Origin of the sequence: Streptomyces sp. NPDC052040 (assembly GCF_044548405.1) — a bacterium.
Classification (GTDB): Bacteria; Actinomycetota; Actinomycetes; order Streptomycetales; family Streptomycetaceae; genus Streptomyces.
Genome location: NZ_JBIUBV010000008.1, coordinates 88,860 through 108,049, shown reverse-complemented (window position 1 = coordinate 108,049; position 19,190 = coordinate 88,860). Strand labels below are relative to the sequence as shown.

The 19,190-nt window shown below is 72.7% G+C and carries 21 protein-coding genes; 8 read left to right on the top strand and 13 right to left on the bottom strand.

Annotated elements, in window-relative coordinates; genetic code table 11:
- Window positions 1–49: 49 nt before the first annotated feature.
- The 4 genes from ACIHAA_RS18215 to ACIHAA_RS18200 form a co-directional block, all read right to left on the bottom strand.
- On the bottom strand, window positions 50–433 hold the full coding sequence (locus tag ACIHAA_RS18215; RefSeq protein ID WP_399818221.1) for an STAS domain-containing protein: 384 nt from the start codon (window positions 431–433) through the stop codon (window positions 50–52).
- Window positions 430–1,539, bottom strand: coding sequence for a B12-binding domain-containing protein (locus tag ACIHAA_RS18210; protein ID WP_399818219.1), 1,110 nt, complete (start codon window positions 1,537–1,539; stop codon window positions 430–432). Before ACIHAA_RS18210 ends, ACIHAA_RS18215 begins: the two co-directional genes overlap by 4 nt.
- On the bottom strand, window positions 1,536–3,119 hold the full coding sequence (locus tag ACIHAA_RS18205; protein ID WP_399818218.1) for a PP2C family protein-serine/threonine phosphatase: 1,584 nt from the start codon (window positions 3,117–3,119) through the stop codon (window positions 1,536–1,538). The genes ACIHAA_RS18210 and ACIHAA_RS18205 overlap by 4 nt, the downstream gene beginning before the upstream one ends.
- Before the next feature lie 211 nt (window positions 3,120–3,330).
- Window positions 3,331–3,804, bottom strand: a complete 474-nt coding sequence (locus ACIHAA_RS18200; RefSeq protein WP_399818216.1) for a hypothetical protein — start codon at window positions 3,802–3,804, stop codon at window positions 3,331–3,333.
- 291 nt (window positions 3,805–4,095) lie between these two features.
- On the opposite strand from ACIHAA_RS18200, the gene ACIHAA_RS18195 reads away from it, so the two are divergent.
- Window positions 4,096–4,326, top strand: coding sequence for a DUF397 domain-containing protein (locus ACIHAA_RS18195; protein WP_399818215.1), 231 nt, complete (start codon window positions 4,096–4,098; stop codon window positions 4,324–4,326).
- Window positions 4,327–4,469: 143 nt separating this feature from the next.
- On the top strand, window positions 4,470–5,390 hold the full coding sequence (locus ACIHAA_RS18190) for a helix-turn-helix domain-containing protein (protein WP_399818213.1): 921 nt from the start codon (window positions 4,470–4,472) through the stop codon (window positions 5,388–5,390).
- 41 nt (window positions 5,391–5,431) lie between these two features.
- On the opposite strand, the gene ACIHAA_RS18185 is transcribed toward ACIHAA_RS18190, so the two are convergent.
- The 6 genes from ACIHAA_RS18185 to ACIHAA_RS18160 form a co-directional block, all read right to left on the bottom strand.
- Window positions 5,432–6,250, bottom strand: a complete 819-nt coding sequence (locus ACIHAA_RS18185; protein WP_399818211.1) for an SAM-dependent methyltransferase — start codon at window positions 6,248–6,250, stop codon at window positions 5,432–5,434.
- Window positions 6,251–6,466: 216 nt separating this feature from the next.
- Window positions 6,467–7,117, bottom strand: coding sequence for a DUF4360 domain-containing protein (locus ACIHAA_RS18180; RefSeq protein ID WP_399818210.1), 651 nt, complete (start codon window positions 7,115–7,117; stop codon window positions 6,467–6,469).
- 332 nt (window positions 7,118–7,449) lie between these two features.
- A complete protein-coding gene (locus tag ACIHAA_RS18175; protein WP_399818209.1) occupies window positions 7,450–8,124 on the bottom strand; it encodes a hypothetical protein in 675 nt (224 codons plus the stop codon).
- Between the two features lie 133 nt (window positions 8,125–8,257).
- Entirely contained in the window at window positions 8,258–10,144 is a 1,887-nt protein-coding gene (locus ACIHAA_RS18170) for a hypothetical protein (RefSeq protein WP_399818207.1), read from the bottom strand.
- 79 nt (window positions 10,145–10,223) lie between these two features.
- Window positions 10,224–10,442: a hypothetical protein gene (locus tag ACIHAA_RS18165; protein WP_399818205.1), complete on the bottom strand. Its 219-nt coding sequence runs from the start codon at window positions 10,440–10,442 to the stop codon at window positions 10,224–10,226.
- Window positions 10,443–10,649: 207 nt separating this feature from the next.
- Window positions 10,650–10,862, bottom strand: a complete 213-nt coding sequence (locus ACIHAA_RS18160; RefSeq protein ID WP_399818560.1) for a hypothetical protein — start codon at window positions 10,860–10,862, stop codon at window positions 10,650–10,652.
- 234 nt (window positions 10,863–11,096) lie between these two features.
- Between ACIHAA_RS18160 and ACIHAA_RS18155 the strand changes: the two genes are divergently transcribed.
- Window positions 11,097–11,489: a helix-turn-helix domain-containing protein gene (locus tag ACIHAA_RS18155; protein ID WP_399818203.1), complete on the top strand. Its 393-nt coding sequence runs from the start codon at window positions 11,097–11,099 to the stop codon at window positions 11,487–11,489.
- A gap of 152 nt (window positions 11,490–11,641) precedes the next feature.
- Entirely contained in the window at window positions 11,642–11,902 is a 261-nt protein-coding gene (locus ACIHAA_RS18150; protein ID WP_399818201.1) for a hypothetical protein, read from the top strand.
- Window positions 11,903–11,967: 65 nt separating this feature from the next.
- On the opposite strand, the gene ACIHAA_RS18145 is transcribed toward ACIHAA_RS18150, so the two are convergent.
- Window positions 11,968–12,498, bottom strand: coding sequence for a hypothetical protein (locus tag ACIHAA_RS18145; RefSeq protein WP_399818199.1), 531 nt, complete (start codon window positions 12,496–12,498; stop codon window positions 11,968–11,970).
- Between the two features lie 252 nt (window positions 12,499–12,750).
- Here ACIHAA_RS18145 and ACIHAA_RS18140 point away from each other — a divergent pair, with 252 nt between their 5' ends.
- Window positions 12,751–13,251, top strand: coding sequence for a hypothetical protein (locus ACIHAA_RS18140; RefSeq protein ID WP_399818197.1), 501 nt, complete (start codon window positions 12,751–12,753; stop codon window positions 13,249–13,251).
- 91 nt (window positions 13,252–13,342) lie between these two features.
- The gene (locus ACIHAA_RS18135; protein WP_399818195.1) at window positions 13,343–15,055 is read left to right on the top strand and encodes a phospholipid carrier-dependent glycosyltransferase; all 1,713 of its coding nucleotides are present in this window, start codon (window positions 13,343–13,345) and stop codon (window positions 15,053–15,055) included.
- 1 nt (window position 15,056) lies between these two features.
- On the opposite strand, the gene ACIHAA_RS18130 is transcribed toward ACIHAA_RS18135, so the two are convergent.
- Window positions 15,057–16,481, bottom strand: coding sequence for a M1 family metallopeptidase (locus ACIHAA_RS18130; RefSeq protein ID WP_399818193.1), 1,425 nt, complete (start codon window positions 16,479–16,481; stop codon window positions 15,057–15,059).
- Window positions 16,482–16,659: 178 nt separating this feature from the next.
- On the opposite strand from ACIHAA_RS18130, the gene ACIHAA_RS18125 reads away from it, so the two are divergent.
- Window positions 16,660–17,553: a Gfo/Idh/MocA family protein gene (locus ACIHAA_RS18125; protein ID WP_399818191.1), complete on the top strand. Its 894-nt coding sequence runs from the start codon at window positions 16,660–16,662 to the stop codon at window positions 17,551–17,553.
- Window positions 17,554–17,625: 72 nt separating this feature from the next.
- Entirely contained in the window at window positions 17,626–18,591 is a 966-nt protein-coding gene (locus tag ACIHAA_RS18120; RefSeq protein ID WP_399818189.1) for an ATP-dependent DNA ligase, read from the top strand.
- A 48-nt stretch (window positions 18,592–18,639) separates the two neighbouring features.
- Here ACIHAA_RS18120 and ACIHAA_RS18115 read toward each other — a convergent pair whose 3' ends face one another.
- Complete coding sequence (locus tag ACIHAA_RS18115; protein WP_399818187.1) at window positions 18,640–19,011, bottom strand: DUF6479 family protein; 372 nt, start codon at window positions 19,009–19,011, stop codon at window positions 18,640–18,642.
- Window positions 19,012–19,190: the final 179 nt, after the last annotated feature.

Here is a 19,190-nt window from a genome sequence, read left to right as displayed (position 1 = left end):
CGTCCGGGGGCGCCAATCGAGGTGTCGCGGCCTTCGCCGCGGCGCGCGCTCAACCCGTTCCGGGCTGCTCCCCGGCCCGGGTGTCCTCGAACGGCGCGGTCAGATGGTCCAGGGACCCGGTGATCTCCAGCAGCCGCTGGAGTGCGGGCGGGCGCTCGTCCAGCCGGAGGTCGATGGCCGCCGCGTCCGTACGCCGCCGGATCGCCAGCAGGGCGGACAGGCCCATGGAGTCGACGTCCCCGAGTCCCGCGAAGTCGAGGTGCAGCGCGGTCAGCGGGGGGCCGTCGGCGGGCCACCGGGCCAGTCGCCCGTCGACGGTGCTCACCAGTTCGTCGCAGGTCTCGTAGTCGAGGTCGCCGAGGACGCGCACGACGATCGCGGTCCGCTCGGTCTCCACCGTGAGCGACAGGGAGGGCGTGTGAGAGGTCGTCATCTGGACTTTCCGGAGCCGGGGATGTTCGGTGCTGCGGGTCGGGAGGTCAGTGCGTCGTGTGCCGCGCCGAGAATACGACGGGCCCGCGGGAAGTCCCCCAGTCTGACGCGGAGGGATTCCAACGCGGGGCACAACGCGCGGGCGGGTACTCCGCGGGCCGCGAGCACATGGGCGGTCCACTCGATGAACCCGGTGAACAGGCCGGTGTCGTCGACGTACAGCGCGGCGCCCAGATGGTCCACGACATGGCCGAGGTCCTCCGCGGTGTGCTCGCGCTGCCGCTCGCTGTAGGCGCGCATCGGCGGATACGTGTCCTCGAGGTCCGCCAGTGTCTCCTTGACCAGGACCGTTCTGGTCCGGACGACCATGGTGTACTCCTGGTCGGCCAGATGGGGCAGATCGTCCACGGGCTGGTGGGCGGCGAGCGGGTCGGGCCTGGCCACGCCCGCGTCGAGCAGCGCGGCGGCCTCCCGGGCGCCCGGTGCCCAGTCGTCGGCGCCCAGGGCCCGCGCATACCGGCCGCCGGGGCCGAAGGCCGCGCCGCCGACGAGGACGGGCACTCCGACGGCCTGGACCGCGGTGACCGCGGCGTGCGCCGTGGGCAGGCGGGTCGCGAGGGACGAGGAGAGGGCCACGGCGTAGGGGCCCGTCCGGTGCAGATGGGCGATCAGATGGGCGGTCGGCACATGGGCGCCGAGGAAGTCCACGTGCCAGCCGCGCAGCCGCAGGACCTCCGCGAGCAGCCGGGCGGGCAGGGCGTGCCACTCCCCGTCCACGCAGGCCACAGTGATGCGGGGCCGCCAGGGCGGCTCGCCGCGGCCTTCGGGGTGGTGGGCCAGTGCGGCGATGACCCGCTCGTGGACCGCCGTGACGGCGTGCTCCTGGGCGACGGTGAGCCGTCCCGCGGCCCACTCCGTACCGACCCTGGCCTGGACGGGGGCGATCAGCTCGAGCAGGGCGGACTCCATGCCGATGCCCCCTCGCACGGCGTCGAGCACCACGTCGGTGGCGGCGTACTCGTCGCCCGTGCGCACCGCCTGCCAGAGCCGGTCGCGGACCGCGCCGAGGTCCGCCGCCGTGCCGGACCGGACGGGTGCCGTGCTCACGCGGTGTACCTCCCGCGGGTGCGGCCGTCGACAGCGCTGAGGTGGGCGTGGTGGGGTGCGGTGACGGCCACCACCGCCATGTCGTCGTGACGGCCGTCGCCGACCCACTGGGCCGCCAGCATCTGCACATGCCCGGCCACCGCCTCCGCCGGCATTCCGGCGCACTCCGCCAGGGCCTGGGCCAGCCGTTCGGTGCCGAAGAGTTCGTCGCCGAGGGGGCCGCCCCGGGCCTCGATGATGCCGTCGGTGAACAGCAGACAGGTCTCCCCGGGGGCGAGTTCGAGATGGGCGGTGGTGGAGGTGATCCGGGGGAAGGCGCCCACCAGGGTGCCGTGGGTGTCCGCGGCCTCGACGCTCCCGTCCGCGCGCACGATGAGGGGGGCGGGGTGTCCCGCGCTGGTGAGGCGGAGCCGTACGGTGCCGCCGCGGCGGATGACGGAGGCCAGCGCGAGGGTGGCGAACCGGGTGTGGTGCGAGGTGAGGAGTGCGCCATTGAGGAGGCCGAGGACGCTCTGATGGTCGGCGGCCAGCGGCAGCAGCGCCTGGAGGGTGTTGCGGATCTTCCCGGTGAGGACGGCCGCCTCGAGTCCCTTGCCCGCCACGTCGCCCAGGACGACGAGGGTCTCCTCCTCGTCGGTGGCGCCGGGGTGGACGTCGTAGAAGTCGCCGCCGATGCGGTCGCCCCGGCCGGAGGCCCGGTAGGCGCCCGCGAACTCCACTCCGCGCACGCTGTGCAGTCGGGGCGGCAGCAGGTCGCGCATCAGGGTCGTGGTGATGGCGGCCTGGTCGGCGTACATCCGCGCGGCGGAGATCGCGGCGCCGGCCCGGGCGGCGAAGAGCCGGGCGAAGGTCTCCTCACTCTCGCTGAAGGTCCTGCGGTCCTCCGTGCGCAGCAGGATGAGCGCGCCCGCGGGCACGCCGTGTCCCGGCAGCGGTGACACCACGACGGAGCCGACCGGTCCGGTCAGCCCGTCGGGCACCGCCCAGTCGGGCAGCGCGGCGGGGTCGATCCAGCGGGACGGCACCGGTGGGAAGCCGCGCAGCGCCTCGCTCAGACCGGGCACGTCGTCGGGGTCGGCGCGCACCAGGGAGTGGGTGACCTCGCCCGAGGGGCCGCAGAAGGTGACGGGACTGCTCCGGCCCCGTGCCGGGGCGACGGTCACGGCGGCGTCGGCGAGATGCTCGACGGCCAGCCGGGCGGTGGCCTCCATGCAGGTCTCGACGTGGAGCGAGGCCAGCAGGGTGGTGGAGGCCCTGGCCAGGAAGGCGGTGCGCTCCCGCTCGCTGCGGAGTTCGTCCTCCGCGCTGCGGCGGCCGGTGTCGTCGAACAGCCACCACACCACGGGGCCGTGCCCGGAGCGGGAGGGGTGGGCCTCGAAGGACCGTTCACCGATCCGTCCGGTCGCGGAGATCCCGTCGGTGTCCGGCGCCGCGACGGTGTCCGCGGCGAACCGGTCATGGGCCTCGAAGAGCCAGGCCGGGGCGACGTCCCGCAGCGGGCAGCCGTGCCGCGCCTGTGGGAACAGGCGCGTGGCGGCGGGGTTCAGCTCGACCACACGGCCCTGGGTGTCCGCGACCACGACCGGGCAGGGTGCACCGCTCCACGCATCGCTGCGACTGCGCGGGCCGCCGGGAGTCCGCTGGGAAATATCCACGAGCAGCGGGTCGCGTGCGCGGCCCGGTCCTTTCTCTGTTGCACCAGTGACGAAACCGTTGTCGTTGGGCAACCATCTCGCGTTCCAAGATCATCTGCAAGCGGCCCGGCGCGGCGCCCGGCGGGAGTCCCGGGACTCAGGCGGCCAGGGCGGACGCCAGCTCGCTCGCCGCCTCGACGAGTTCGATGTCGGGCTCCGTGAGCAGTTGGCGCAGGGTGCCGTGGTCCGCGTGCACGGCGTGCCGGGCCTGCCGTTCCCAACCCACGTAGTCGTGGCGGTGCTTGAGCAGCTTGGGGTAGACCGAGGCGGTGCTCTCCCACTGCCGGGCGTCGGCGATGCTCTTGAGCAGCCGGACGATTTGCACACGGCAGGTCACCTGGGGAAGCCTGGCCAGCTCCCAGAGGAAGGGGACCGTGGCGGCGGTCGCCTGGTCGACGACGAAGCCGTACTGGCAGATGCGGGAGCGCAGATCGCGCAGGGCCGCTCTGGCGGCGGACGCGTCGCCCCGCGCCACGGTGCGGAGCAGGAGCGGGATGGCTTCCGCGGAACCACTGGAGTCCTTGATCGCGTCCCAGGGCACGCGCTCCAGCCCCTTCAGCGGTGTCACCATGTCCACTCCCCGCAAACAGTGTGGAGCCGGTCCCCCGCCGTCCCCGCTTCGCACTCGGCCCGGTCGAGCGGGCCCGGCCTGAGGTACCCAGGTGATGACATGACATCTCCCTGATGCGACGTCAGCTGGCGGCGTACGTCGTGCGATTGACGCCGCCGCTATTATCCACGCAGTCAGCAGCATTGTGCAATTGCACGGGAAATTGCATGGTGGAGGGGAAGACCTCGGGGTGGCATGTGCATCAGGCCCGTGTCCGGTGCCCCGTGGCGGATCGTCAGCGAGGAGACTGCGATGTCGTCAGAGCCGAACGGAGTGCGGGCCAGCGCGCTGGAAGCCCGCTGGATCAAGAGCAGGCACAGCAACGCCGAGGGCAACTGCGTGGAGTTGGCCGCTCTCGCCGACGGGAGCGTCGCGGTGCGCAACTCCCGCCATCCGGACGGGCCCGCGCTCGTCTACACACCTGCCGAAGTGAAGGCCTTCCTGGCCGGGGCGAAGGACGGGGAGTTCGACCACCTCGTCTGAGGCGGACGCGACGGGGGCGGATTCGCGCACGGCGCGGGTTTCTCCGGTGCGGAGCGGGAAAGTCGTCTCATCGGCGCATGCGTCCAAGGGCGTTCCGGTGCGATACTGCGGATCTGCTTTCCGTCGGCCAGCAGGGAGCCACGATGTCCGCCGAGTCGCACCGCATCTCCCGCCTCGAACCGTATCTGAGCCGGACGGAGCCCGCTCCGACTCTGCTGAAGATGCTGGTCGGCGTGCAGTTGGCGGGTATCCGCGAGGACGCGGGCCTCTCTCAGGAACAGGCGGCGCGAGCACTCGGCTTCAGCCCCGCGAAGCTGTCGCGGATCGAGGCGGGCAAGGGCCGCAGGCCTCCGACGGAGGGCGATGTCCGCGCGCTCCTCGAGCTGTACGGGGCCGCCGACTACGAGGCCGCGGTCCTGGTCAAGCTGCTGCAACGCGCGGGCGAGCCCGGCTGGTGGCAGCGCTACGACAAGCGGCTGATGCCCGAGTGGTTCGACCGCCTGGTCGGGCTCCAGGAGGCGGCCGTCGCGATCCGTACCTTTGAGATCCAGTACGTTCCCGGACTGCTCCAGACCCCGGCCTACACCCGGGCCGTGGTGGAGCGGGGCCTGCCGTGCGCGCCGGGGGCGGAGGTGGAGCGCCGGGTGGAGCTGCGGACCCGGCGCAGGGAACTGCTGCACCGCCCCGAGCCTCCCCGGCTGTGGGCGGTGCTCGACGAGTCGGTCCTCATGCGGATACTGGGCGGCCACGAGGTGATGCGCGAGCAGATGGAGCATCTCGTCGAGGCGGCGCAGCTTCCCCATGTGACCGTGCAGATCGTGCCGTTGGACGTGACGACCGCGTCGGCCCCGGCGATCCCCGTCACCTATCTGCGCTTCGGCGGGCTCGACCTGCCGGACATCGTCTATCTGGAGCACATCAGGAGCGCCAACTTCCTGGAGGACCCCGACGAGACCGAGGAGTACCGGATGGTGCTGGACCGGCTCGCCGACGAGGCGCTCGACCCCCGGGCGTCACTGGGGCTGCTGCGCAGGACCCTCGAAGAGCGCTATCCGGCCCGCTGACCGGGGTCGGCGGGCCGTCATGGAGGCGGTGGGGGACGGCGTCAGCGGAGGCGTCCCACTCCCCCGAACTCGATCCACTCCCGGGTGAGTTGGCGGGGCGCCACCTCGGTGTCCGGGCGCCAGGTGGACACCTCGACCAGACCCGGTTCCAGGATGTCCATGCCCTCGAACCAGTCGGCGACGTCCTGCTGCCGTCGCACCCGCCCCCAGTGCCCCTGGGTGACCTGCTCCATGAACGCCGTGACGAAGTCCCGGACTTCGGGGTCCTCGCTGACCAGCTGGCACATCACCAGGAAGCTGCCGGGGGCGAGCCGCTCGGCCACCCTGCGGACCAGGGCGGGCGGTCCGTCGGTCCCGCTGTCCGGGATGCAGTGCATCACCGAGTTGAAGAGGACGGCGACGGGCCGGGAGAAGTCGATCAGGCGCCGGGTGTCGGGGTGGGTGAAGATCGTGTCGGTGTCCCGCATGTCGGCCTGGACGACCGCGGTGCGCTCGTCCTGCTCCAGCAGTGCCCGGCCGTGCACCAGGACCATCGGGTCGTTGTCGACGTACACCACATGGGTGTCGGGGTCGATCCGCTGGGCGACCTGGTGGATGTTGTCCTGGGTGGGCAGCCCGGAGCCGTGGTCGAGGAACTGCCGGATGCCGTGGTCCTGGGCGAGGGTCCGCACAACGCGCTGGAGGAACCGCCGGTTGTTCAGGGCGAGCGCCCGGGTGCTGGGCACGACCTTGTCCAGTTCCTCGCAGGCCGCCCGGTCGACCGCGTAGTTGTCCTTGCCGCCCAGATAGTGGTCGTACATACGGGCGGCCGTCGGCACCGTGGAGTCGATGGACGTGGACAACTGCCTGCCTGGCTGCATCGTTCCCCCAGATCCATGCCGCGCCTCGGAAGCGGCGCGACGGGTTCCCCATCTTAGGGAAGGGATGTTTGCCGGTGCCAGCCCTTCCGGAGAGTCCACACGTTCGGCCGTCTCTGTTCACGGATGGAGCCAACTGCCTTACGAGTGGGGGGACATGGCGGGTGATGCGCCACCGGTCCCGGTGCGGGTGAACCGGTGGCGCCCGGCCGGCCGGGGTCAGGAGTCGGGGCACTCCTGCCAGGCCAGGTGGTAGACGGTGCTCAGGTCACCGTCCGTGGAGTCCATGGTCATGAAGCTGGTGCTGCCCGGCGCCGAGGTGCCGGAGTTGACCCGCAGTTCGGTGTTGATGTTGAAGTTGCGCTGCACTCCGCAGGGCGCCCACACCAGCTGGGCCCAGTCGGTGGTGTCGGTGGCCTGCCAGTCGTCGTTGTAGGGGCCGGAGAAGGGATGGGTGAGTGCCGCGGTGCTCGACGAGCCCTGGAAGTAGTACGAGGCCTTCTCCGTGCTGCTGGCCCCGCGCTGGAGCGAGGCGAAGCCGCGGTAGTCCGCGCTGGCGATGGCGTAGGTGAAGCCCTGCGGCACATGGACGATCAGGTTGAGCTGGCAGTTCTTGCGGAACGCGGTGGGTCCGGCGCCGCCCCCGACCTGGGCGAGGTAGTCGCTGTAGGTCACCGTGAAGGCGGTGTTGTCCGGGGAGACGGCGATCGCGGCCGTGCCCTGGGGGCAGCCGGAGCCGTTCACCGTGGCGATCTTGATGACGATCTTGTCCGGGGGCGGGTCGGTGAACCCGCCGGAGGGGTCCTGTGCGGGGAATGCGGTGGCGACGAGCGCGGCGATCGCGCCGCCGAGGAGCAGTCCACCAGCCATGGTTCTCCCATCCGTTGCATCGGTTCCCCGGCGGTGCGCCACCGCCGGGTGTCGGGGGGTGCGGCCCCGCACGGGCGGGACCGTCGCGGACCAGGTGCGTTGGATCAGACACCGAACCATTCGGGCTCCCATGCGGTCATGCACATGCCAAATCGATGGCATGACCCGCTCTGTGGACGAGCTGTGAAGACCGGGAGCGACCGCATCGTATGTACTGCGGCACCGAACCGGAACGGCCATCTCCAGCCATTCCCGCGCCCGGGCCGTCGGGGACACCCGACAGCCCGCCGCCCCGGGCCCTTTCCCGGGGCGGCGGGCCCGGCCTGGCCCGGTCAGTGGGCGGGCCAGCCGTCCAGGTGGCGGTGGAGGGTCACGGTGGGCCGGTCGGCACCCTGGGGCGCCTTGGCGACCGCGCTCTGGAGCACGGTGTTGACCTCGGCCGCCAGGGCGTCGGCCTGCTTCTTCAGCTCGGTGACCGGAAGGGTGGAACGGGTCAGCGCGTCCAGTCTGCGGTGGATGTCGTCGAGGTGCCGCGCGGTCGCCCGGTCCAGGGTCAGCGGGTGCGGTGTGGAGACCACGAACTGGTAGGCACCGGCCAGGGTCTGGCAGCCGTCGCAGTGGTTGTTGACCGCGTCGCCGCGGTTCAGGGCGGTCAGCCGGGTGTGCTCACCGGCCATGGTGACGATCTGGAACGACAGGGCGACCGAGCGGCAGTGGTCGTCGGCCGTGCAGCCCAGCCCGACGGCGTTGGCCTGGTTGCGTACGGTCGCGGCGGCGACCGTGCCGAACTGGCGCACGGTGAAGGAGTCCCGGGCCTCGGTGTGGTGGTGGAAGTCGGCGCGGCTGAAGGTCTGGTCGGTGGCGACCGCCGTGTGCTGGGGTACCCCGGTCGCGGCCTGGGCGGGCACGGCGGTCGCGATTCCGGCCGCTCCTGCGGCGAACAGCCCGACACTGACGGCGCGTTGGGTGAAGGCCCCGTGCTTGCGGGGTTTGCGGTGCTGGTTCACTTCGGTCTCCTGCTGGAGTGGTGTCGACGGACGGGCCACCGGGGCGGGGTGCGCGGCACTCCCGGCCGGCGGCGGGGACCGGCCCCGGGCCAGGGCCGGTCCGCTCGGCCCCCGGGGGCGTGGCCCGGGGTGTTCAGGAAGCGGTGGGGGTGGGCGTCCCGGGGGGCGGCTCGCTGGAACTCTCCGCCGCGGACGGGGTGTCCGCCGGGGAGGGCGGCGTCGTCGGCGGGACGGAACCGGGATCCGCCGGGACGGAGGCCGGGGCGCCGCTCGCGGCGGGGGTCCCGGTCGGCGTCTCGCCGGGGGACTCGGACGGCACCCGGGAGGCGCTGGGCCGGGGGCTCGCCGAACCGAACGGGGTCGCCGAGGCGGAAGGGGTCCCCGAGGCGGCCGGGGGCGCCGTGCCCGAGGGCGCGCCCGGAGCCGTCGCCGACGGTGCGGCGGGGTGTCGCTCGGCGGGTGTGGCGTCCCGTGCGGGCGGCGCCGAGGTGGGCACCCCGGGCTGGAGGATCGGGGCGATCGGGGGCCGCTTGGGCAGCGGCTCCGGAGTCAGTCCGGAAACCCAGGCATAGCTGAGGCCGCCCAGACCGGCCAGCAGCACCGCGCACAGTGCGAGGCGCAGTGCGGGCCGCCCGGACGTCGATCGGGCCGCGCCCCGCCACAGACGGCCGCCCAGCTTCACCGAGAGATAGACCACGCCCGCCATGGGGCACAGCAGCATGACGCAGCCGACCACGCCCATCAGGCCGGCCGCGATCTGCCCGTCCGCGAACGCGCCGCCCGTACCGAGGAGTTGCTCGGTCAGGGAGCGCACCATGGTGGTGGTGATCCGCGGCAGGTTCCAGAGCGCGTAGCCCATTTCGCCGACCAGCAGGGGCACCATGGTGAGCACCCAGGTGGCGACGACGGCACGGGCCGACCTCTTGAGCGCGGCGACCTCGGCGCGGGCCCGGCGCCCCTTGGCCCCCGGGGCCAGGCTCAGCAGAATCGGTCCGATCTTGCCGTAGAGGTCGGGCACCCCGGCGAGGTCGCCGAGGATGTAGTAGCCGTCCAGGCGTACGGCGGGCATCAGCTGTTCGAGGATCTCGAAGTGCCCGAGATAGACGGCGGCCAGGAAGAACGCCTGCCCGCTGACCGCGTAGGCGCCGGCCATGGCCAGCATGAAGACGACATTGAAGTAGACGCCGCCGAGGTCGGTGCGGAGCCGTCCCGCGCGGCCGATGCGGTAGACGTCGGTGACGTCCGTGTACATCGAGGGCCAGATGAGGAAGAGCCCGCAGCCGATACAGCCCGGGCGGGCGCCGCCGTAGCGGCAGGCCGAGGCGTGGCCGAACTCGTGGAAGACCAGGGACGCCACGGTCAGTACGAAGACCACCAGCAGCAGCACCGGCTGGTCCAGCACCTCCAGCACGGGTGTGATCGCGCCGAAGAACAGGAACAGCCAGACGTCCAGTACGGCGATGCCCAGCAGCACGGCCACCACCACCGGGGGGCGGTGCAGCCAGGCGAGGGCGCGGGCGATCTTCGCCACCCGCCGCTCGTTGAAGATCACCCGGTGGCCCTTGAGGGCCAGGAGCAGATCCGACCGGGGCGCGGAGACCTGGTCGTCCTCCTGGCCCTCGGGGACCGTCACCCCGAGCGGGTCCAGCTTGTTCTCGATCAGATAGCGGATGTTCTCCGCGCTGACCTCGCGTCCGAACCGGGCGCTGACCCGGTGGGCGATCGTCTCGGCGTCGCGGCTTCCGTCGACCGACGAGGCGACCAGGTACAGCAGCCGGGACAGCTGCACGACCTGCCCGTCCCCCCGACGGGCGATGTACTTGGGCTCGGTGAACCCCGATCCCTGGTACTCGCCGTGCAGTTCCAGCCCCGCGCCGAGCCGTGGCACCCAGGGCTTCCCGAGTCCGACGACGGTCGTTTCGCCGGTGGTGACCTGCTCATAGGTGACCGGCACCCCCCCGGGCCCGGGCACCGGGCCGGTGTCGTACAGCGTCGCGGCGTTGTCCCCCAGCAGCGTCATGTGCGCCCTTCCTCCCCCCAAGGGCGGACCGCGCCTGCCCCGTGCGCGGTCCGCCGGACATGCCCTCGTAGTACGGGGGTTACTGCTTGATGCTGATCGACTGCGTGGCCTGGGACTGGGCGACCGACCACGCGGAGTGGTCGTTGAGCGCGGCCGACTCGTTGTGCGCGGAGACGTTGGCCACGTGCTTGGTGACGTTCACCGTCTTGCCGAAGCTGAACTTCAGGCGGCCCAGCGCCTCGCGGCCCGGCAGCAACTCAGCGGACTCGGCGTCCAGTTCGTAGGCGTTCATGCTCATGGCGTGTCCTTTCCGAAAGACCTTCGTTGACAGGCTTGATGGGAGCCGGGCGGAGCAAACACCCGCCCGGCGGCGGATGGTGACATGTCGTCGGATGACGGGACCAGTCGGCGTGGAGCCGCGGCGGGCGGAGGTGTGTGGTGATGCGTCGCCGCGGTTCCACGGAGTGCCGCACGGTGCCGGGGCGCCGGCCCGTGCGGCACGGGATCACTGGCCGATGCTGATGGACTGGGCGGCACCCGAGTCCGCCACCGACCACGCGGAGTGGTCGTTGAGCGCGGCCGACTCGTTGTGCGCGGAGACGTTGGCCACGTGCTTGGTGACATTCACCGTCTTGCCGAAGCTGAACTTCAGGCGGCCCAGCGCCTCACGGCCCGGCAGCAGCTCCGCGGACTCGGCGTCCAGCTCACGAGGATCCATCATGATCTGTTCCCCCTCGGGGTTCGTACGGCGTTCCCGTCGGACGCGATCAGGTCCCCCCGGACCGCGTCCAACTCCGTCGGACGGACTGTCCAACGAGATTGGACACTAGGGGCCGCGGCCGGTGTGACGCAAGCGGTTCGGGGGAACACCTTCCGTCACTCACCCAAGTCGCCCCTAGAATGATCCGACACGGAACAGTTCCGCCCGGCGGCGAGCAGGAAGTGACCATCGGTGGCCAACGCACTGCAACAGATCATCCGCGAACGGCTGGACCGCGAGCGCTGGTCGTACGGCGACGTCGCCCGCCGCGGCGGCATCCCGCGCTCCACGGTCCACCATCTGGCCACGGCCGACCACATGGCGCGCATGCCCCAACCCGCCACCCTCGAAGGGCTGGCACAGGGCCTCGGACTGCCCCTGGGCGCCATCCGCCAGGCCGCCGCGGAGGCGTGCGGGATCCATCTCTACGCCCCCGAGAGCGAACCCGCGCCCGTCTCCGACGCCCCCGGCGACCCCGAGGTGGACGTGCTCATCGCCAGTGTCCAGCGACTGTCGACCGAGGACCGCCGCCATGTCGCCGCGCTGGTCGAGTCGTTGCTGAACCGGACCCCGGACGCGTCCTGACCGCGGACGGCGGTTCGCGGAGCGGTCCCGCACTCCTCGGGTCACTTCCGTGAGAAGTAGCCACTTCCGCCCAAACGTGCATGATCCGCCGCTAGTCTCTCCTCCTGCCCGGGACCCGTGAGACGCACGCCCCGGGCCGACTGGGGGGAACCTTGCTCTTCGTACACGGCGGCCCCGCCACCGCCATCGTGAAGGGGCCGACGGGAGAATCCGTGGTCCTGCTCTCCGGCGAACTGCCCGCCGACCTCACCGACACCGCGATACGCGAACTGCTCGACCTCGCGGCGGCCGTGCTGGGCGAGGACGAACTCGCGCTGTTCGACCAGTGCCTCGCGACGCTCCGCCGCGGCGAGGGCCCCGCCCCGCGGCGCATCGAGGTCAACGGCGCCGTGCTCACCGTCTATCGGGAGTGATCGCGGTCCATCGGCGCCCATCGCGCACGGCGGCGGCCCCGCAGGGGGGAAGGCAGGCGGCAGGGTCAGCCCCGCCCGCGCTCCGCCTGTTCGCGCAGGAAGGTGCTGATCTGCCCGGCCAGCAGCTCCGAGACGCCGTCGGGGCGGGCGTCCGCGCCGGGCATGTCCTCCGCCGCGCTCAGATCGCCGGACCACAGATAGCGGTCGGCCCATTCCTCGCCGGCCTTCACCTGCACCTGGATGTCGACGAGCTGGAGACCGGGCTCCGGCGCGGCGGCGTAGAGCACCGCGGTCGCCCGGCGCAGCGGATAGAGGTCGAAGCCCTCGATGAACTGGGAGTTGCGCCAGTCGAGGAAGGCGCTCTCGCCGTCGGAGCCGGTACGGACGTCGAGTTGGCCGTCTTCGAGGTGGATGTCCACGACATCACCGCCGCGGTTCTCCACGGTCACCCGGAACCGGAAGTAGGTCAGGCCCTCGGCGGCGTCGTCCCGCCCGCGCGGCGGCTCCGCCTTTTCCAGGCGGTGCACGCGAAGACGCAGACCGGCATGCTCGTCCGAGCATTCCTGCCAGTCGCCGATCACCTGGGGCTCGCGCACAGTCCACCTCTCCGCTTCCGCGCCTTGTTTCCTATCCGCGCACGCAACAAAGTGTCAAATGCGGCGCACACCGCGTGGCCAGCGGAATTCCCCCGCTTGATCATCGATCAAGCGATGCGCAGCAAGGATCCCCGTGGTGCCTCCGGGGTTGCCAGGGACGCACGTGGCGCACATCACGCCGCCGCCCACCGCGGTGGGACGGCCGCCGGGGCTCCAGCCGGGAGCACAGCATCGGCTGGCAGACTGCGCACCATGGCTCCGATCACGCCCGCCCGCGCCCTGCGTCTGCTGGTCTTGGGGCTGGTCTGCCTGACCACCGCGAGCGGCGCCCTCATCGGCACGCTCCTCGGCGGCGCCCGGATCGCCCTGGTCGCCGCGGCGGTGGCCGGTGCGGTGACCGCGTCGGTCGCCTTCCTCCTCCGCCGCCGGGCGCTGGCGCACTTCGCCACGGCCCGGCACCGCGCCGGGGTGCGCGGATACGCGGAGGGGATGGCCCACGGTGTGCTGCTGCATGTCGGCGCGTACGAGGCCGCGGTCTTCCCGCGCACGGGACCGTCGGGCGTCACCCCCGAGGAGCGGGCGGCGCGGCGCACGGTCGCCTATCGCATGGCGGCGCAGGACGAAGTGCCCCGCCCGGTGCGGGAGGCCGCGGCCGACGCGCTGGCCGCGCTCGACGACGCGGACCCGGGCCCGGCCGAGGAGGCCCTCGCCCGGCTCGCCTCCGCCGTGCGGCAGGAGTACGCGCGGCCCTGAGCGGTCCCGCGGACGCGTCCCGTCCCGCACGCGGCCGGCCCGTGCCCTCCGTCGTTGAGCAAGGTCAGGCCGTGCCGACGTAGCAAAGGACATGATGACGTACGAACAGCGGACGCTGCCCGCGGACGGCGACCGGGCCGCCGCGGCTCCCGGCAGGGGGGCCGCCCGCGGCCCGGAGGACGGCGGCCGCCGGGAGCGGCTGCGGCGGCCGCTGCTCGCCCTGGTGGTGGTCGCGCTGCTGGCGCAGATGGCGGTGGCGATGGTGACCACCGCCGTGCGGCAGACGCCCACCATCGACGAACCCGTCTATGTGGGCACCGCGGTGGTGTACGTCCGGGAGCACAGCCTGCGCTTCAACCCCGAGCATCCGCCGCTGGGCAAACTGCTGATCGCCGCCGGGACGGTGTTCGCCCATCCGCATCTCAGGCCCGGATTCCACGGCGGCCAGGGGCAGTTGGGGCGCAGGCTGCTGTACGAGTCGGGCAACGACCCCTGGCGGGTGATGTTCTGGGCCCGGCTGCCCGTGATGGTGGTGACGCTGCTGTTCGGGCTGGTCGTCTTCGGGTTCGCGCGCGACCTCGCGGGCCGGGCGGCCGCTCTGGTGGCGCTGGCGCTGTACACCTTCTCCCCCGATCTGATCACCAACGGTTCGCTGGCCACGCTCGATCTGCCCGCCGTGGGGTTCGTGGTGACCTCGGTGTGGCTGCTGTGGCGCGCCCGGCACCGGCCGGGGCTGTATCTGCCGCTGTCCGGGGCGGCGGCGGGTGCCGCCGTGGCCACGAGGATGAGCACCCTGCCCGCCGTCCCCGTCCTGCTGGCCCTGGCCGCCTGGTCGTCCTGGCGGGCGGCGGGCGGCGCCCTCCCCCGGCGGCGGCGCGCCCTGCGGTCCGCGGCGGCGGCCGCCGGTTTCGGCCTGGTCCTGGTCGCGGTCGTCTGGGCCGCCTATCTGGCCGTGGATCCCCGGCTGCGATGGACGCCGCCCGCGCATCTGCCCGCGGTGCACGGTGTGCGCGCCCTGCTGGTCGACTGGCTGCCGTTCCCCGACGCCTACCGCGACGGGATGCGGATCCAGTTCGGCTTCGAGAACGCGCGCTGGCAGGGCTTTCTGTTCGGCCGCCTCTACACGGGGTCCCTGTGGTACTACCTGCCTGCCGCGCTGCTGGTGAAGACACCGCTCGGCATGCTGGCCCTGTGGCTCGCCGGTGGCGGGGCCATGGCCGCGGTGCCCGCGCTGCGGGCCGCCGTGCCGTATGTGCTGGGCGTCCCGGCGGTGCTGATGGCGGCGGCCATGGGGGGCTCCCGGGATCTGGGGGTGCGCTACGCGCTGTTCGTCCCGGTGTTCCTGGCGGTCGCCGCCGGGTGTGTGCTCGCGCTGCGGCGGCGCCGGGTGTACGCGGTGACGGCGGCGCTGGTCCTGTTCGTGGCGGTGAGTTCGCTGCGGACGTATCCGTACTATCTGCCGTACTCCAACGAGGCCTTCGGCGGGCCCTCCAGGACGCATCTCGAACTGCACGACTCGAATGTGGACTGGGGCCAGGACCTCGGGCGGCTGGCCGACCGGCTGCACCGGCGCTATCCGCGGGAGAAGGAGGTGTGGCTCGTCTACAAGGGCAGCGGGGTGCCCTCCTGGTACGGCATCCACGGCCGCGACCCGCTGAAGGTGGCGCCGGAGCGGGTGCACGGACTGCTCGTGGTGTCCGACACGTCGATCGCCAAGGCCCGGGGCCCGCTGAAGCGGCTGCTGCGGGGCAGCAGGGCGGTCGACGATGTCGGACACTCCGTCACGATCTTCCGGCGGCCCTGAGTCAGGGCTTGGCGGGCTTGCCCGCGGTGCCGATCCAGGTGTGGAACAGGCCCCCGAGGTCCTTGCCCGACAGCCGCTCCGAGAGGTGCACGAACTGGGCCGTCGTCCCATGGCCGCCGCGGTGTTCGGCGGCCCAGGTGCGCAGGATGCGGAAGAAGACGGGGTCCCCCACGGTGGTGCGCAGCCGGTGCAGGGCCATCGCGCCCCGCGCGTAGACGGGCGTGTCGAAGAGATGGGCGCCGCTGCCGGGATCGGCGGGCGGGAAGGCCCACAGATCGTTGGACGCGGGGCGGGCGTAGAGGGAGTCGAAGGTCTGCTGGGCGGTCTTGCCGCCGTGCTGCTCGCTGTAGAGCCACTCCGCGTAGGTGGCGAAGCCCTCGTTCAGCCAGATGTCCTGCCAGCGGGTCAGGCTGACCGAGTCGCCGAACCACTGGTGGGCGCTCTCGTGCACCAGGGTGCTCAGATCGGGTGCGCGGTCGTAGACGGGCCGGGACTGCGTCTCCAGGGCGTAGCCGACGTTGGTGGCCTTGTCGACGATGGCTCCGGCGGCGCGGAAGGGGTAGGGGCCGAAGAGCTTGCTCTCCCAGGCGAGGACGGAGGGCAGCTTCTTGAGGACGGGGGCCGCGGCGGACGCCTCGCGCGGGTCGACGGCGTTGTAGACCTTGATGCCGTCCCGGGTGGTGTACTGCTCGACGTCGAAGGTGCCGACGGTCGCGGTGGCCAGGTAGGCGGCCATCGGCTCCGACTGGCGCCAGTGGAAGGTGGAGCGGCCGTGGGCGGTGCTGCGGCCGACGAGGACACCGTTGGACACCGCGGTGCGGCCCTGCGGGACGGTGATGGTGATGTCGTACGAGGCCTTGTCGCGGGGGTGGCCGTTCACCGGGAACCAGGTCATGGCGCCCTGCGGCTCGCCCGCCACGAAGGCGCCGTCGTCGGTGGGGATCCAGCCGTCCAGGGAGCCGTCGGGGTCGGTCACCGGCCGGGGCGTGCCCTGGTAGGTGACGGCGACCCGGAAGTCGTGGTCCTTGCGCAGCACCCGCCCCGGGGAGACGACGAGTTCCTGTCCGTCGCGGCGGAAGGATGCCGTGCTGCCGTCGACGGTGACGCGGGTGACGTTCAGACCGCTCAGGTCGAGGTCGAAGCGGGTGAGCCGCTCGGTGGCCCGGGCGCGCAGCTCGGCCCGGCCGTCGAGATGGCGGCTGCCCGTGTCGTAGCCGAGGGTCAGGTCGTAATGGCTCACGTCGTAGCCGCCGTTGCCCTGTTTCGGGAAGTACGGGTCACCGGCCCCGGCCGACCCGATGGTGCCCGCCGCCGCGGTGCCCGCGGTGGCGAGCAGGGCGGCCAGGGCGAGGGGGACCGTGGCCGCGACGGCCTGCCGGGGAAGGACGGAGCGGTGCCTGCGGAGGTGCCGAGGGGGTGGCGTCACGGTGACTCCTGTGGAGGGCGGATGATCAACGGCCGTCAGCTTAGGGGGCCGTCCCGCTCCGGAATCACCAGTGTTCGGTCAATTTCTCCGCGGTCAACTGCGCGGCGGCCGTGGTCCGTTGATCCGGACCGGGGCCGGGGTCTGTTCCGGCCGGGGCAGGGCGTGATGGAGTTGCGGCATGACGGACCAGTTGCTGCCGTGGACCGGGGAACCCGTGCGGGTCGGGCTCGTGGGGGCGGGGCCCTGGGCGCGCGCCATGCAGGCGAGGGTGCTCGCGGCCGGGCCCGAGACCCGGCTGACGGCGGTGTGGGCGCGGCGCGAGGAGGCAGCCCAGGAGACCGCGGCTCCCTACGGCGCGAAGGCCACCACCCGGTTCGAGGAGCTGCTGGACGCGGTTGAGGCCGTGGCCTTCGCGGTCCCTCCGGCGGTGCAGGCCGAACTGGCCCCGCGTGCGGCGCGGGCGGGCCGGGCGCTGCTGCTGGAGAAGCCGCTCGGCGTCGGTCTGACCGCGGCGCGGCGGGTCGCGGACGCGATCGGGGAGGCAGGGGTCGTCTCACAGCTGCTGCTGTCCAACCGCTATCACCCCGAGGGCCGCCGGTTCCTGGCCGCCGCCCGGGAGACGGAGGTGGCGGGGGCCCGCTCCAGCGGTCTCAGCGGCGCCTTTCTGGGCGGCGACTTCGCGACCCCGTGGCGGCTGGAGCACGGCGCGCTGCTCGATGTGGGACCGCATCTGCTCGACCTGCTGGACGCGGCGGTCGGTCCGGTCGCCCGGATCCGCGCCGCCGGGGATCCCCGCCGCTGGATCGAGCTGACCTGCGAGCACACCACCGGGGCGGTCAGCCAGTGCTCCCTGTCCGGCTCGGTGAACGTGCCGCGGGGCGGCATCCGCGTCGAACTGTTCGGACCGGCCGCGCCCGTGGTCTACGACGGCACCGGACTCGACTTCGAGGAGGCCTGGCCGGTGCTGCGCCGCGAGTTCGCCACCGCGGTGCGCACCGGGGTGTCCGGTGAGCTGGACGCCCGGCGGGGACTGCGGTTGCAGGAGCTGATCGCCGGGGCCGCGGCCGGGTAGCCCGGGCGCCGTTCAGGGGAAAACTCCGGGTCGGCACGCGTGCGGGGGCCCGGCGGTGTCCACAACTGACCCGTGAGACTTCCGCTGATCGCCCCCATGCTCGCCACGACCGGTGTCCTGCCGCCCGCCCGGCAGGACGAGCAGTGGGCGTACGAGACCAAGCAGGACGGGCAGCGGGCGGTGGTCTATCTGCCCGGGGACGGCAGCCTGGAACTGCGCGCCCGGTCCGGGGAGGTCATCACGGACGCGTACCCCGAGCTGCGCCCGCTGGGCGGTGCGCTGGGTGCGACGCCCGCCGTGCTGGACGGGGAGGTGGTGGCGCCGGACGAGCGGGGGCGGGGGGACTTCCAGCGGTTGCAGTCCCGGATGGGGCTGGCCCACTCCCCCGCGCTGGCGGCCCGGCGGGCGGCGCTGACGCCCGTGCATCTGGTGCTCTTCGATGTGATGGTGCTGCGCACGGGTCTCACCCGGCTGCCCTATGCGCGGCGGCGGCAGGAGCTGGAGGGGCTCGGGCTCGCCGGGCCGCACTGGTCCACTCCGGGCGCGATCGTGGGACATGGCGCCCAGGCCCTGGCGGCGACCCGGGAGAGCGGCCTGGAGGGCCTGGTGTGCAAGCGGCTGGACTCGGTCTACGAGCCCGGGGTGCGCTCCCGGTCCTGGATCAAGATCCGCAATGTGCGTGCCGTGGATGTGATCGTCGGCGGCTGGCTGCCCGGCCAGGGGCGGCTGTCGGGGCTGCCGGGGGCGCTGCTGGTGGGGCAGCGGGAGGAGGGGCGGCTGCGCTATGTGGGCCGGGTGGGGACGGGCTGGAGCGAGGCGGAGCGGCAGGAACTCGCCCGGCTGCTGGCGGCCGTGGAGTCACGGGTCTGCCCCTTCGACCGGGACCCACGGGTGCCGGGGTCCCGGTGGGTCCTGCCCCGGCTGGTGGGCGAGGTGCGCTACAGCACCCGGACCCGGTCCGGTCTGCTCAGACAGCCGTCGTGGCTGCGGATGCGTCCGGATCTGGCACCGGAGGACTCCGCGGCGGAGCTGCCGTGAGGGTGCCCCGGCCGGTGGCCGGGGTGTGCGGGCGGGGGCGTCCGCAGCTCAGACGTGGCCCGGGCCGCCGCTGCCGAAGGAGCCGCTGGAGCCGGGGTGCCAGCGTTTCCGTTCCTGGTCGTCCCCGCGTCGGCTGGCCGCGTGGTGGAGCTGGTAGGGCATGAGCCGTTCGCTCTCCTGGGCGGCGTGCGGCACCTCTTCCGGCTCCCGGACCTCGCGTTCCTCCAGGACCGGGCCGCCCTCCGGCAGATGGGGCTGTTCCTCGGGGGTGGGGGGATCCGGTTCCCGGTCGCGTACGGACATGCCCATCCGTACGGCCCAGATGAGCGCACCGGCGACGACCAGGCCGCCGAGGAAGGCGGCGAACACGTTGATCTGCTCCCGCGACACCGCCAGGAGCACAAAGCTCATCGTATTCATGTTCCGACCATACTCCCGCAGAATGGACCCCGCCCTTTCCCGGGAATTCCGCCGGGAAATACGGCGGGGGGGGGGGGGGCCCCCCGGGGGGGGGCGCGGGCGGGGGGGCGGCGGGGGGGGCGAGGGGGGGGGCGCGCGCGCGGGGCCGCCCCAGCGCCCCCACCCGGGGGCGCCGGCAC